We start from the raw sequence: 13,469 nt of genomic DNA, 5'->3' as shown, positions 1-13,469 counted from the left end.
GAGAAGCCGGGACACGGGCCAGCTGGTTCAACGCCGGACGATCACGGCGCCGGGACCATATCTGCACCAAATCTCTGCACGTGACGGTGGATCAGCGGGCTTGTCCGGATCGCCGCCGCCGATCAGGGGAGCTGGAGGCGGTCGCCGCCAGCGAGGATCGCGTCGGCCAGTGCATCCGCCGGGCCCCGCGCGGCGCGGTCGCGCTGTCCGTACACAAGAACGAAATCCACGCCGCCCAGTTCCGGAAGTCCGGCGCGTGGCTGAATCGTGACCAGACCTGGCGGGATCATGCCCCTTGTATGTGCCATTACGCCCAGTCCTGCCCTGGTTGCGGCAATCAGTCCGTTCAGGCTTCCGCTGGTGCAGGTGATGCGCCACTCCCGGCCCGCCCGCTCCAGCGCCTCCAGCGCGCGGGCGCGGGTCAGCGCGGGGGGCGGGTAGACGACCAGCGGGACCGGGCGCTGTGGATCGAGGCGCAGCCGCTCGGCCCCCACCCACACCAGCCGGTCGCGCCAGACCAGCCGTCCGCGCGAGTCCTCCGGCCGCCGCTTGGCGAGCACCAGATCCAGCCGGCCGGCCGCCAGCAGTTCGTGCAGGGTCCCCGACAGCTCGACGGTCAGCTCCAGATCGACCTCGGGGTGCTCCCGCCGGAACTCTTCGAGGACCTCCGGCATCCGGGTCAGCACGAAGTCCTCGGAGGCGCCGAAGCGGAGCCTGCCGCGCAGCCGGGTACCCGTGAAGAAGCTCGTGGCGCGCTCGTTCGCCTCCAGGATCGTGCGGGCGAAGCCGAGCATCGCCTCGCCGTCCTCGGTCAGCTCCACGGCATGGGTGTCACGGGCGAACAGCCGGCGCCCGGCGGCCTCCTCCAGCTTCCGTACGTGCTGGCTCACCGTCGACTGCCGCACCCCGAGCCGGTGCGCGGCCTGGGTGAAGCTCAGCGTCTGCGCCACGGCGAGAAAGGTGCGCAACTGGGCGGGTTCGAACACGGCTCTCCGTCCTTGGCCGGTCCTCGGGTTGTGGACCCCTACGGCGCCTATCGCGGACTGGCATCACAGTGACCACGGTAAGCGGGGTTCCCGATGGCCGCAGCCCACGGCACCCTGGAGGGGCCCGCACGGGCCACTGTGCCCCGTGCCCGTGCCCCGAGTCACCGAACGACCGAAGAGAGACCATGCGCCGCCCCCCTCTGCCCAAGCTCCCCTCCCGGCTGCCCGTGGACGGCTACCTCCTGGCGCTGGTGGGCACCGTCGCCCTGGCCGCGCTGCTGCCCGCCCGCGGGCCGGCCGCCTCCGTCGCCGAGGGGGCCGCCACCGGGGCCGTCGCGCTGCTCTTCTTCCTCTACGGCGCCCGGCTCTCGACCCGTGAGGCGATGGACGGCCTGCGCCACTGGCGGCTCCATCTCACTGTTCTGGCCTGCACCTTCCTGGTCTTCCCGCTGCTCGGCCTGGCCGCCCGCCTGCTGGTTCCCGAGGTCCTGCCGCCCACCCTCTACACCGGCCTGCTGTTCCTGTGCCTGGTGCCGTCCACGATCCAGTCCTCGATCGCCTTCACGTCCCTGGCCCGTGGCAATGTCGCGGCGGCGATCTGCGCCGGCTCGTTCTCCAGCCTCGTCGGCATCGTCGTCACACCGCTGCTGGCCGGCCTGGTCCTGCACGGGAGCGGCGGCGGCTTCTCCGCCGGGTCACTGGTCTCGATCGTCTGCCAGCTCCTGCTTCCGTTCCTCGCCGGGCAGTTGCTGCGGCGGTGGATCGGCGACCGGCTCACCCGGCACAAGAAGGCCCTCGGCCGGGTGGACCGCGGCTCGATCCTGCTCGTCGTCTACGCCGCCTTCAGCGCCGGTGTGGTCCAGGGCATCTGGCACCAGGTCTCCGCGCTGCGGCTGCTGTGCCTGCTGGGGGTGGAGGCAGTACTGCTCGCGGTGATGCTGTCGGCCACCTGGTACGGCTCGAAGCGGCTCGGCTTCCACCGGGCGGACCGGATCGCGATCACCTTCGCCGGCTCCAAGAAGAGCCTGGCGGCCGGCCTTCCGATGGCCAGCGTCCTGTTCGGCGCACAGGCCGGGCTCGCGGTGCTGCCGCTGATGGTGTTCCACCAGATGCAGTTGATGGTGTGCGCGGTCCTCGCGAAGCGCTTCGCGGCCTCCGCGGGGCCGGAGCCGGCGGTGGCGGGCGGCGTCGGGGGAAGCGCAGCGGCGGCGGAGGCCGCGGGGGAGGTGGCGGTGAGCGGGGCGCGGCGGTAGCGCGTCGGGCCGGAGCGGCCTCAGGGCGTGTGCGCAGGGCCCGCCCGGCGTGTTCACGTCCGGGCAGGCCCTGGCTTCGTCCGCCGCTGATCAGCTGTTCGCGCCCCCGCGTACCCGGTCCAGCGGCAGCCCGAGGACCAGTGGGCCGTCCACCGGGGCGTTCTCGGTACGTACGCGGGACAGTTCGGCGTCGGTCAGGGCCCGCCGGTAGACGCGTACCTCGTCCAGCGCGCCGGTGAACTGGACGCGGCTGTCGGGCTTCTGGCCGAGGTGTACGCCGAAGACCGAGCCGCGGCTGACCGACCCCGGGACATCGGGGGCGACGGTGGTCTCGCCGCCGTCCACCGTGAGCAGCAGCCGGCCGCTACTACGGCGCAGCGCCAGATGGTGCCAACTTCCGTCGTTGTAGGCAGCGTTGGTCACCGCCTGGGCGCCGGCGGCCGGTTGGGCGCCGGCGACGGCGGTGAGGCGGGCGACGATCCGGTGATGGGCGGGGTCGCCCGAGACCGAGACCTGCGGGGCCCTGGCGCCCACACCGCCCATCCACAGCAGCGGCTGTTCGCCGGTGGTGGCGCTGTAGCGGAACCACAGGCTGCCGGTGAAGTCGTGGGTTCCCAGGGGCAGGGCGCGGCGGAAGGGGAGACGTACCGCATCGTCGGTGCCGTCGAAGGACAGTGCCTGTCCGAAGCGGCCGTCGGTGCCGCGGGCGCCGCCCAGGACGAGCGCCGGCCGGGCGCCGGGGGCGGTGTCGCGGGTGGTGGGATCCGGGGCGCGCCGGGGGCCGAGCCAGTCCTCGGTGAAGCGGGCGAAGCGGATCTCGTCCCGCGCGTCGACTGCACCACCCTCGTACATCAGGCCGGTGACCTCGGGGGAGATGGCGACCAGATCGGAGTAGCCGGACCAGTCGGTGGTGACCCGGGCGCCGCGGTCGACGCCCTCCCAGGTACGGCCCTCGTCGTAGGACGAGCGAATGGTCATGGTCCGGCGCCGGTCGGGGTCGGCGGGGGCCGCGAACAGGGTGCGGCCGTGGGCGGTGCGCGGGTGCGGCAGACGGAGCGCCGAGCCCTGCACCATCGGCGTGTAGAGGTCGGGGAGGGCGCGGAACGGTGCGGCGAAGGAGTCGCCGCCGTCCCGGCTGACCGCCGCGGTGCGATGGCCCAGGTCGGTGCCGTCCTGTTCGCGGCCGTTGACGTAGAGGGAGCCGTCGGAGCGTTCCAGGAGGGTCATCTCCGAGGGCTTCTGACGGAACGTCCCCTCGGCCGCGACGGGCCAGCTGTCCAGCGCGCCGACCTTCCAGGTGGTGCCGCCGTTGTCGCTGTGGATCAGGGCGGCATGGTTGGCGGTGACCCGGTGGTCCGCGTAGCTCTCGGCGTTCACGCTGAACACCAGCCGGCCCGCGTGCCGTCCACGGGTGAGCTGGATGCCGTGCACGGGCCCGGTGGCGTACCAGGAATTCCACTGCGGAGGACGAATGCCGGCGGTCAGGTCCCGGGGCGCGGACCAGGTCGCCCCGTCGTCGTCGCTGTACTGGAGGTGCGGGGTGCGATCACAGGGGACATCGCAGCTGAGGCCGTCGGTGCGGCCCTTGTTGTAGGTCTCGGCGAGCACGATCCGGCCGGTGCGGCGGTCCACGACGGGCGCCGGGTTGCCGTGGGTGTCACCGTCGCCGTGGTTGATGACCTGGAGCGGCCCCCAGGTCCGGCCGCCGTCGGTGGACCGTTTCAGGACGAGGTCGATATCGCCCGCGTCGCCGCAGTCGTGCCGCCGGCCCTCGGCGAAGGCGAGCAGAGTGCCCCGCGCGGACTGTACGACGGCCGGTATACGGAAGCAGTAGTAGCCCGGGTCCTGGGCGGCCTTGAAGAGGATCTGCTGGTCGAAGCCGCCGGCGGGGGTGCCCGGCGGGCTGTCCGGTGCGGCATGGACGGGGGTGGTCGGCAGGAGGGCGAGGGCTGTGGTGGTCAGTGCGGCGAGCAGGGCCGCGGCGCGGCGGCGGGGTCTGCTGCGGGGGCTGGGGTGTGCGCGGAGAACTGACGTCATGGTCCGGCCTGCCCTTCGAGGCATCGGCGTCGGGTCATCAGGACATCCCACGTCCTATGTGTGCATCGCGACGGAAGCTACTGCCGCGTGCGGACCGCGACAAGGAGCGTGCGTCGGTTCTCCGTCCCGCAGCCGGAATTCACTCTCCCGGCCCGCAGGCGCTGCGCCGGGTGCGCCGGAAGCGCCGACTGCGGTGCGGGGGCCGGGAGTGCCGCGTGGGCCGGGTGCCCCGAATCTGCCGTATGTGCCGGCCGGGCCTCACGGCCGCAGCACCACCTTCCCGAGGTTGGCCCTGGCCTCGATGATCTCGTGCGCCTTCGCGGCCTCGGTCAGCGGCAGTTCGGCATGGACGGCGGCCCGCAGCCGGCCGGAGCCCGCCAGCTCCCACAGCCGTGCCCGGTGCTCCTCGTACAGCTCCCGGTGGACGGTGGAGAAGTGGCGCATCGTCAGCCCGGTGATCGTCTTGGCGCCCGCCAGCAGCTCATACGCCGGGACCGTGCCGCCGCCGGAGTTGAAGAAGATCAGCCGGCCGCCGGGGGCCAGCGCGGCCAGGGCACGCGGCAGCAGCTCACCACCGACACCGTCCAGCACGATGTCGACCGGCGCGCCCCAGGACTCCTGGTCGTACGTCACCACCTCATCGGCCCCCAGTTCCCGGAGGAACTCCGCCTTGGCGGCCGAGCTGACCGCGGCCACCACCCGTGGCACCCCCTGGAGCTTGGCCAGTTGGACGGCGAGATGCCCGGTGCCGCTGGCCGCGCCGGTGATCAGTACGGACTCGGCGCCCCGTGGCGCGGCGGTGCTGAGCGCGGCGAGCGCGACATGTCCGCTGCGCACCAGCGCCACCGCCTGCACGGCGCTCGCCCCGTCCGGTATCCGGCTCGCCAGAAAGGCGGGGGCGAGGGCGAGTTCGGTGTACGAACCGGTGAGGGTGAGCGAGGTGACGCGGTCGCCGGGGGCGAAGCCGGTGACGTCCGGGCCGAGGGCGACGACCGTGCCGGCGATCTCGCCGCCGGGCACGGCGGGCAGCGGATCGCCGCCGCCGTTGCCGTCGCCGCGCACCCGCCGTACGCACGGCAGCGTGACACCGATGGCCTCCGTGCGCACCAGGAGTTCACCCGGGCCGGGCACCGGTGCCGCCGCCTCCTCGACCCGCAGGACGTCGGGACCGCCGTAGGAATGGAATCGGACGCGGCGCATGGGCGGCACCTCCAGGTTCGTCGGCCGGTGGGCACCGGCAGGCTTCATTGGGTTCCCCAACGATAAACACAAACCATTGGGCCTGCCAATGGTTTTTCGTTGGGTCTTCCAATGGGTTTCTCGGTACGGTGGTCCCATGGCCGACACTCCCTACGCCCCCAGCCGTATCCGCGCGCTCCCCAGCTGGCTGCTGGGCCGCGCCGCCGCCCGCGGTCACCGCCTGGTCGCCGACGCGCTGGCCGCCGAAGGCATGCGGATGATGCATCACGCCGTTCTCTCGGCGGTCGCCGAACTCGGTCCGGTCTCCCAGGCGGAACTCGGCCGGACGCTGGCCATCGACCCCAAGGACATGGTCGCGATCGTCAACGACCTCCAGCAGGACGGGCTGGTGACCCGCACCCCCGACCCCAGGGACCGGCGCAAGAACGCCGTCGAGATCTCCGCCGACGGCCGGCAGCGGCTGCGCCGCACCCAGCAGCTCGGCGACGAGGCCAACGCGGAGCTGACCGCGGCCCTGACCCCCGCCGAACGTGAGCAGCTGATCGCCCTGCTGACCCGGATCGCGCTGCCGGCGGGGTGACGCGCGGCCGCCGGCCGTGCCGGGCGCGCGCCTCAGCCCGTGGGGGCCGCCGCGTCCAGGGCGATCCGGTGCTCACCCGCGTACACGTTCATGGAGGTGCCACGAAGGAACCCGACCAGGGTCAGCCCGGTCTCGACGGCGAGATCGACGGCGAGCGAGGACGGCGCCGAGACCGCGGCCAGCACGGGAATGCCCGCCATCACCGCCTTCTGCGCCAGCTCGAACGACGCCCGGCCGGAGACCATCAGCACACCGGAGGACAGCGGCAGCCGCCCCTGTTGCAGCGCCCGCCCGACGATCTTGTCGACGGCGTTGTGCCGCCCCACGTCCTCCCGGATGTCGAGCAGCTCACCGTCCGCCGTGAACAGCGCCGCGGCATGCAGACCCCCCGTCCGCTCGAAGACCCGCTGGGCCGCCCGCAGTCGGTCCGGGAGGGCGCTCAGTGTCTCCGGGTCGATACGGACCGGGGAGTCGGGGGAGGTGTCCAGCGCCCAGCGGGCCGTGGTGCGCACCGCGTCCAGACTGGCCTTGCCGCACAGCCCGCACGACGAGGTCGTATAGACATGGCGTTCCAGACTGATGTCCGGGACCGGAACCCCGTCCGCGAGCCGGACATCGACCACGTTGTAGCTGTTGCTCCCGCCCCCGCTCCCGGCTTCGTCCGGGGCCGCGGTGCCCGCCTCGGTGGCCCCCGCACAGTAGACGATGTTCGCCAGTTCGTCGGCGCTCGCCAGGACGCCCTCGCTGACGAGGAAGCCGGCGGCGAGCGCGAAGTCGTCGCCGGGGGTGCGCATGGTGATCGCCAGCGGCTTGCCGCCGACCCGGATCTCCAGCGGCTCCTCGGCGACGAGGGTGTCCGGGCGGGTGCTCACGGCACCGTCGCGGATGCGGATGACGCGGCGTCGCTCGGTGACCCGTCCCATGTCTGATCAGTCCCGTCCGCACCGGTCCGGTGTGGTCCCGGTGCTGTATGTGCCGAGGGCCGAAGCGGCCCCTGATACGGATCGCCGTGGGTCACCGGTGGCCGTGGCGGCGAGGTGACCTCGACGTTCTCATTCTCCTGCACCTGACGGGTGCGGCGGTGCGCCGCGTAGGGGTGTACGTGCCGTAGTCGCGCACGTGCGGATCGCTTCCGAGCCGGATTCCTCGGCCGTGCGGGCCGCGCGCCCTGGCGAATCCGCCGGGACGGGCGCGGCCCCTCATGCTGACGTGGCGTCAGTTCTTCAGCTCGCGGCCACCGAACGCGCCCGAGCCATCGGCCGTGGACCAGGCCGCCGCCAACCCGGCCTGGTCCAGCGTCCGCCAGTCCGGGGCGTCCTGCACCAGGAACCGGCCCAGCCGCCGTCCCAGCTCGACCATCGCCCGGCCGGTCCGCCCGCGCTCGGTGCCGTATGCGTCCAGCGCGTCCTGCCGCACCGGTACGGCGCGCAGTGCGGCCTCCAGGGCGGCGGCGTCCTGGAGCGCCTTCACCGCGCCGCCGGCCGTGTGCGGGCGGGCGACGGTGGCCGCATCGCCCGCGAGCAGCAGCCGGCCGGCGGTGTAGCGCGGCGCCGTGAAGTCGTACATGGGCTGGATGAAGCAGTCTTCACGTGGCGTCAGTCGGATCAGCCCACCCCAGTACGGCGGGAGCAACTCGCGTGCCACATGGGTGAGATGGCTGTGCAGGGCATCGGTGAGGGTGCCGGGCGGCAGGCTGGTGGGGGAGGCCGACGCCAGGTCGAGGCCGGCCGGCGGGGCGGTGTACAGGACCCAGTTGGCGCGGTGGCCGCCGTGGCCGTCCGGGATGCGGTAGATGATGACGTGGCCGCCGGGGAAGACCACGTAGATGCAGTCCTCCACCGCCCAGGGAGTGGCCGGCAGGCCTGGGAGGTCGAGCTCAGCCAGCCGCTCGGCCGGGATGGCGCCGCGCCAGGCCAGATAGCCGGCGTAGTCGGGCCGTACCTCGGGAAACGCGGCGGCACGGACCGTCGAGCGATAGCCGTCCGCACCGATGACCAGGTCGAAGCGCTCCGTACGGTGGCCGGTGCGGTGCCGCACGCCGTCGCTCGTGCCGTTGCCGCCGCCCTCGCCGTCGTCGAGCCGCAGCGTGGCGCCGTCCGCGGCATCGCTGACCCCGGCCACCCGTACGCCCGACCGGAAGACGGTGTCCTCCGGCAGCCGCCGCCGTAACTCCCGCCAGAGCGGCCCCCAGCAGTACGAGCGGAACGGGAAGGGCAGGGTGGCGAGCCGGCGGCCGAGCGGCGCGGTGCCGTCGCGGAGGTACCAGCGGCGGGTGGTCAGCTGCACCCACGGCATCGCGGTGTCCAGGTAGCCGGCGGCCGCGAGCTCGGCATAACGGGCGTTGTGCACCGCCAGGCCGACGCCGCGGTCCGCGAGGCGCCCGGCGGTGCGCTCAAGGACGGAGATCCGGCCCGCGCCGGCACGATGCGCGGCCAGTGCCGTGGCGCAACCGGCGATACTGCCGCCCACAACGGCGACCTCGGCCCCTGCGATCCGGATGCGATCCGTGTTCATACGGTGGGTGCCCCCTGCACTGTCCGGCGGCCGATGGTCGGTCGGCGCGCTGTGGTCGACGCGGCACATTCTCACAGGAGTTGCCCCCGAGGGGCAGGATGCGTGCGGCGGAGCGGCGGGCCGTCCCTGGACGGCAGGGCATGAACGATCAGCGCGAATCAAGGGAAGACGGAGGGATGGCCGGGCCGTGGTGTGGGTAGGTGCTTGAGCCGGGGCCCGGTCAGCGCCCGCATCCGGGGCCGGCCATTGCCGCGGCCCCGCGCGAAACGGCCCGGTGGCGGGATCTGTGGGGGATCCCGCTACCGGGCGTAGCGCAGACGCCGCCGGCCCTTACCGATGGGGAAGCAACCCCCGACACCGGCGGCGGCGTCCCCTCGCCGGGCCCGGCCCGAACTACTCCGTGGCGCGGCGCCGTTCACCATTCCGGGTGCTCTGCGGTCCGCCCCTTCACCCTGCGGCAGTCGCCCCGGATACCCCTCGTCCGGCGGGTCCCCTTGCCCCGTCCCGCTCCCGTGATCCGTTCCGTTACCAGCCGGCCCGGTCCGGTCCCGGCCATTCGGTCCGATCCGCGAGACCAGCCCAGGTCACCGGCCTCCGGCCGGGTAATGTGCAGCCGATCAGGCATGACGTACCCGAAGCAGGACACCGCACCGGGCACCCGACCGACCACGAATGGCGAGACGCACATGAGCGAAGGGACCGCACCGGCGGCCGGCGAAGCGGCCTCCGTTGCCGACGAGGCGGCCCGTGAGCGGCTGCTTTATCTGCGCGGCAGCATCGACAACCTCGACGCCGCCCTGGTGCATCTGCTCGCCGAGCGCTTCAAGTGCACCCAGCAGGTCGGCGAGCTCAAGGCCCGGCACAGCCTGCCGCCCGCCGACCCCGCCCGCGAGGCCGCGCAGATCGAGCGGCTGCGCCGGCTGGCCGAGGACGCCAAACTGGACCCGGCCTTCGCCGAGAAGTTCCTCAACTTCATCATCGGCGAGGTCGTCCGCCACCACCGCGCGATCGCCGACCGTACGCACGAAGAGGCGACGGCGGAAGCGGCGGGACCGGCCGCGGGCTGAGCCCCGGACAACCCAGGGACGGCATGGCACCGCCCGCGCGGTAACGATCCGCGTGGGCGCTCTCGTCTCCGGTGCGGCGCGCAGGGCCCCCACTACGGAGATCTCGGCTCCGATGACGAAGGTCGTGGCGCCCCCGCCGCTAAGCACCACCCCCGTAGTCCCCTCGACGGCAGTCCCGGGCGCGCCCCCACCCGAAGAATGGCGCAGCTCCTCCTTGACCGGCCGACCCCACGGTCGCCTCACCCAGCTGGCCCCGCCGCCCCCGCCGAGTGACACTCGCCATACCCGACGCCGGACCGTCCCGCAGTGTCGCCGCGCCCACTACCGTCCAGTAACACGGTTCCTCCGGGAGCCGACCGAGCGCCACCACCCTGCCCCTCCGGCCGTGCACCGAGAGCGGAGACACATGATGGCCACCACCCCCGCATCCCCCGCCGATCCGGGGCGGAGCGACCGCCCCGCCCCGACGCTCATACTCAAGCCCGGTACGTCCTGGCAGGACGCCTGGCAGCGCAGCCTGGCCGCGGCCCCCGAGGCGTTCCGCGACGACCAGGCCCTCAACCTCTGGGGCGCCGCCTGGCATCCGGACGGCCACCCGCTGCCCGCCACCAGCCCCGTCGACGGCAGCCCGGTCGCCGGCCCGCCCCGGCTCGACGCGGACGCCGCGCTGCACGCCGTACGCGCCTCCCTCGACCAGCACCGGGCCTGGCGCCAGGTCCCGTTGGCCGAACGCAAGGCCCGGATCTCCGCCACCCTCGACGCGCTGACCGAGCACCGCGAACTGCTCGCCCTGCTCCTCGTCTGGGAGATCGGCAAGCCCTGGAAGCTCGCGCAGGCGGACGTCGACCGGGCCATCGACGGGGTCCGCTGGTACGTCTCCGAGATCGACCGGATGCTCGTCGACCGCACGCCGCTGCCCGGACCGGTCAGCAACATCGCCAGTTGGAACTACCCGATGTCGGTCCTGATCCACGCGATGCTGGTGCAGGCGCTGGCCGGTAACGCGGTGATCGCCAAGACCCCCACCGACGGTGGCCTGGTGTGCCTCACCCTGGCCTGCGCACTGGCCGCCCGGGAGGGCGTCCCGGCGACCCTGGTCAGCGGCAGCGGCAAGGAGCTCTCGCCCTCCCTCGTCCGCTCACCCGAAATCGGCTGTGTGTCCTTCGTCGGCGGCCGGGACACCGGCGCCCGGGTCGCCACCGCCGTCGCCGACCTCGGCAAACGCCATATCCTCGAACAAGAGGGCCTCAACACCTGGGGCATCTGGAACTTCACCGACTGGCCGGCCCTGACGCCGCTGCTCCGCAAGACCTTCGACTACGCCAAGCAGCGCTGCACCGCCTACCCCCGCTTCGTCGTCCAGCGTGAGGCCTTCGCCGACTTCCTCGCCGCCTACCTGCCGGCCGTCCGAAGCGTCCGCTTCGGCCACCCCCTGGCCGTCGCCGGCCCCGCCGATCCGCTCCCCGAGCTCGACTTCGGCCCGCTGATCAACGCCGCCAAGGCCAAGGAACTCGCCGACCTCACCAACGAGGCGATCTCCCGGGGCGCGGTCCCCCTGCACCGCGGCAGCCTGGCCGACGGTCACTTCCTGCCGTCCCAGGACACCTCGGCCTACCTCCCGCCCACCACGCTCCTGGCCCCGCCCCCGTCCTCCCCGCTCCACCACGCCGAGCCCTTCGGTCCCGTCGACACCCTCGTCCTCGTCGACACCGAGGCGGAACTCCTCGCCGCGATGAACGCCAGCAACGGCGCCCTGGTGGCGAGCCTGTCCTGTGACGACCATGAGACGTACGACCGTCTCGCGCCGCAGATCCGCGCCTTCAAGGTCGGCCACGGCAAACCGCGTTCCCGGGGCGACCGTGATGAGCTCTTCGGCGGCTTCGGCAACTCCTGGAGCGGTGCCTTCGTCGGCGGTGAACTCCTTGTCCGCGCGGTCACCGAAGGCCCGGAGTCCGAACGTCTGCCGGGCAACTTCCCCGACTACCACCTGATGCCGTAGCCAGAGCCCCGGACCGGCGTCAGCCGATCCCCTGCCGGTCGGGGGACGAGGCGAACCGCCGGTCGGGGGCCGCCGGCACCGCGCGCTCCACCGCCTGGAGCAGGAGCGTGCGGTGCCGCACCAGCGGCTCCCGCCGCGGTTCCGGTGCGAGCCGCAGCAGATCGTCGATCCCGGCCAGCATCCGGCGGGTGACCTGCGGACTGTGCAGCGCGGCCGCCCGGATCTCGGTCAGCCCCAGGTCCACCAGATCGGCCCAGGCCGGCACGTTCTGCACCAGCCGCACCGCACCCCGGCGGTCCCGGTGGTGCACCGCCCCGAGCGGCCGCCCCACTACCGCCGCGAGGATCTGCACGATCCGGTCCAGACACTGCACGGCCGTGGTCGGGTCGTTCACCGCGGGCGACAGCGCCCGCAGCGCGATGTCCGACAACTGCCGCAGCCCGAGGCCGAGATCCTGGTGAAAGGTGCGCTCCACCCCCACCGACACCGTGCGCCGCAACGCCCACCGGGGCGGCACCGTCTCGCCGTGCACCGCCAGTACCGGCGTCCCCGGCAGCACGAAGTCCCCGATCCGCGGCAGCAGCCGCAGCACGACCCCCTGCCGCCGCGCCACCCGCACCAGCCGTGCCACATGCACATCCCGTACGACCCCGGCCCGGCCGGTGTGCGCGACCCGCCCCGTCTCTGGCGCCAGGGAGCCGCCGTCCTCCGCGCCCTCCTTGCCCGTGCCCTGCCGCGCCAGCATCCGCAGCGTCTCCCGGGTGATCCGGTCGACCACCGGCCCCACCTGCATCAGCCGCAGCGTGGCCGACACATACGCGATGAACAGCACCAGACTGAGCACCACCAGGGCCATCGTCAGCAGGTTCTGCACCACGGGCACCGAGGTGACCCGGCGGATGTCGGTCTCACTCTCGTACGAGGTGAGCACCAGCAGCGAGAACAGGAAGGTCGCCAGGAAGACGGTGAGCGTGAGCTTGCTGATCCGGCTCCGGACGAAGATCCGCACCACCCGCGGGGTGAGCTGACCGCTGGCCATCTGCACCGCGACCAGCGAAATGCTGAAGACCACCCCGATGAAGGTCATCATCGCCGAGCTGATCGTCGTCACGATCGTCCTGGTGTCCTCGGCGACCGACACCAGCTCCCGCAGCGCCGCGTACGCCTTCTCGCGCTGGAGCAGCGCGACGATCTCAAGATCGAGTGCCGACGCCCCCCACCACAGCAGCCCGGCACACACCAGCCCCACCGACGGCGCGAACCAGAAGGTGTCCCGCAGATGCTCCCGTAGCGGCGACAGCGCACGTGGCCTGCGGGGACCAGTGATATGCGCGACATGTCCCTCATTGCCCATAAATCGAGGTTATGTGGGCAGCGGATACGCAGGTGAAGGGCACTCCGAAACCTTGGTATTGTTGTCCATGTCGCCGCGGGGAACGCCCCGTGAAGATCACACCTAGTCCGGGTGGCGGAATGGCAGACGCGCTAGCTTGAGGTGCTAGTGCCCTTTATCGGGCGTGGGGGTTCAAGTCCCCCCTCGGACACCAGCGAAAACCCCTGCTGAGCAGGGGTTTTCTGCATTTCCGGGTGACGGGGCAAGAGATGTCCAAATTGACTGTTCCATACCCTTTGTTTGGGAGTATCCTGAAGACCGGCCTACGGGGCGAGCGAGGGAGTTCGACCGGACTGGCCTCGGGGAAGGGAGCTCTGGCTCTCGCCGAGGACAAGAGGAAAGGTCGGGCTGAGAGGCTGAAAGGTCGTAAGACCGGACGGCGACCCCCAAGCACCTGATCCGGACAATGCCGGCGAAGGGAGCCCACCTCGTAGGTCTTT

General features: G+C 72.4%; 10 protein-coding genes and 1 tRNA gene. 5 read left to right on the top strand and 6 right to left on the bottom strand.

Annotated elements, in window-relative coordinates:
* Positions 1-122: 122 nt before the first annotated feature.
* Positions 123-986 carry a LysR family transcriptional regulator gene (locus TU31_RS32160; RefSeq protein ID WP_042161162.1) on the bottom strand — a complete coding sequence of 288 codons (864 nt, stop codon included), beginning with the start codon at positions 984-986 and terminating at the stop codon, positions 123-125.
* A gap of 185 nt (positions 987-1,171) precedes the next feature.
* Between TU31_RS32160 and TU31_RS32155 the strand changes: the two genes are divergently transcribed.
* Positions 1,172-2,239: a bile acid:sodium symporter family protein gene (locus TU31_RS32155; RefSeq protein WP_042161160.1), complete on the top strand. Its 1,068-nt coding sequence runs from the start codon at positions 1,172-1,174 to the stop codon at positions 2,237-2,239.
* A 90-nt stretch (positions 2,240-2,329) separates the two neighbouring features.
* On the opposite strand, the gene TU31_RS32150 is transcribed toward TU31_RS32155, so the two are convergent.
* Both TU31_RS32150 and TU31_RS32145 read right to left on the bottom strand, forming a co-directional pair.
* Entirely contained in the window at positions 2,330-4,276 is a 1,947-nt protein-coding gene (locus TU31_RS32150; protein ID WP_042161157.1) for a sialidase family protein, read from the bottom strand.
* A 258-nt stretch (positions 4,277-4,534) separates the two neighbouring features.
* Positions 4,535-5,476 (bottom strand): quinone oxidoreductase family protein, encoded by a 942-nt coding sequence (locus tag TU31_RS32145; RefSeq protein WP_042161461.1) that lies wholly within the window; start codon positions 5,474-5,476, stop codon positions 4,535-4,537.
* A 136-nt stretch (positions 5,477-5,612) separates the two neighbouring features.
* On the opposite strand from TU31_RS32145, the gene TU31_RS32140 reads away from it, so the two are divergent.
* A complete protein-coding gene (locus TU31_RS32140) occupies positions 5,613-6,056 on the top strand; it encodes a MarR family winged helix-turn-helix transcriptional regulator (RefSeq protein WP_042161155.1) in 444 nt (147 codons plus the stop codon).
* Positions 6,057-6,088: 32 nt separating this feature from the next.
* Here TU31_RS32140 and fdhD read toward each other — a convergent pair whose 3' ends face one another.
* Together fdhD and TU31_RS32130 are read right to left on the bottom strand one after the other, a co-directional pair.
* Positions 6,089-6,979, bottom strand: coding sequence for a formate dehydrogenase accessory sulfurtransferase FdhD (gene fdhD / locus TU31_RS32135; RefSeq protein WP_042161153.1), 891 nt, complete (start codon positions 6,977-6,979; stop codon positions 6,089-6,091).
* Between the two features lie 292 nt (positions 6,980-7,271).
* Positions 7,272-8,570, bottom strand: a complete 1,299-nt coding sequence (locus tag TU31_RS32130; RefSeq protein WP_042161151.1) for an FAD-dependent monooxygenase — start codon at positions 8,568-8,570, stop codon at positions 7,272-7,274.
* A 686-nt stretch (positions 8,571-9,256) separates the two neighbouring features.
* Between TU31_RS32130 and TU31_RS32125 the strand changes: the two genes are divergently transcribed.
* Together TU31_RS32125 and TU31_RS32120 are read left to right on the top strand one after the other, a co-directional pair.
* On the top strand, positions 9,257-9,637 hold the full coding sequence (locus TU31_RS32125; RefSeq protein ID WP_042161459.1) for a chorismate mutase: 381 nt from the start codon (positions 9,257-9,259) through the stop codon (positions 9,635-9,637).
* Positions 9,638-10,046: 409 nt separating this feature from the next.
* Positions 10,047-11,636: an aldehyde dehydrogenase family protein gene (locus tag TU31_RS32120; protein WP_042161149.1), complete on the top strand. Its 1,590-nt coding sequence runs from the start codon at positions 10,047-10,049 to the stop codon at positions 11,634-11,636.
* Positions 11,637-11,655: 19 nt separating this feature from the next.
* On the opposite strand, the gene TU31_RS32115 is transcribed toward TU31_RS32120, so the two are convergent.
* Complete coding sequence (locus TU31_RS32115) at positions 11,656-12,990, bottom strand: DUF2254 domain-containing protein (protein WP_042161147.1); 1,335 nt, start codon at positions 12,988-12,990, stop codon at positions 11,656-11,658.
* Positions 12,991-13,095: 105 nt separating this feature from the next.
* On the opposite strand from TU31_RS32115, the gene TU31_RS32110 reads away from it, so the two are divergent.
* A tRNA-Leu gene (locus tag TU31_RS32110) sits at positions 13,096-13,183 on the top strand.
* Positions 13,184-13,469 lie beyond the last annotated feature (286 nt).

It is taken from the genome of Streptomyces lydicamycinicus, from assembly GCF_000829715.2.
GTDB lineage: Bacteria > Actinomycetota > Actinomycetes > Streptomycetales > Streptomycetaceae > Streptomyces > Streptomyces lydicamycinicus.
This window is presented reverse-complemented; position numbering and strand designations above follow the sequence as displayed.

Coding starts and splice junctions, on each gene's coding strand:
- TU31_RS32155 (WP_042161160.1), top strand. CDS start 1,172: ATGCGCCGCCCCCCTCTGCCCAAGCTCCCCTCCCGGCTGCCCGTGGAC.
- TU31_RS32150 (WP_042161157.1), bottom strand. CDS start 4,276: ATGACGTCAGTTCTCCGCGCACACCCCAGCCCCCGCAGCAGACCCCGC.
- TU31_RS32145 (WP_042161461.1), bottom strand. CDS start 5,476: ATGCGCCGCGTCCGATTCCATTCCTACGGCGGTCCCGACGTCCTGCGG.
- TU31_RS32140 (WP_042161155.1), top strand. CDS start 5,613: ATGGCCGACACTCCCTACGCCCCCAGCCGTATCCGCGCGCTCCCCAGC.
- fdhD (WP_042161153.1), bottom strand. CDS start 6,979: ATGGGACGGGTCACCGAGCGACGCCGCGTCATCCGCATCCGCGACGGT.
- TU31_RS32130 (WP_042161151.1), bottom strand. CDS start 8,570: ATGAACACGGATCGCATCCGGATCGCAGGGGCCGAGGTCGCCGTTGTG.
- TU31_RS32125 (WP_042161459.1), top strand. CDS start 9,257: ATGAGCGAAGGGACCGCACCGGCGGCCGGCGAAGCGGCCTCCGTTGCC.
- TU31_RS32120 (WP_042161149.1), top strand. CDS start 10,047: ATGGCCACCACCCCCGCATCCCCCGCCGATCCGGGGCGGAGCGACCGC.
- TU31_RS32115 (WP_042161147.1), bottom strand. CDS start 12,990: ATGGGCAATGAGGGACATGTCGCGCATATCACTGGTCCCCGCAGGCCA.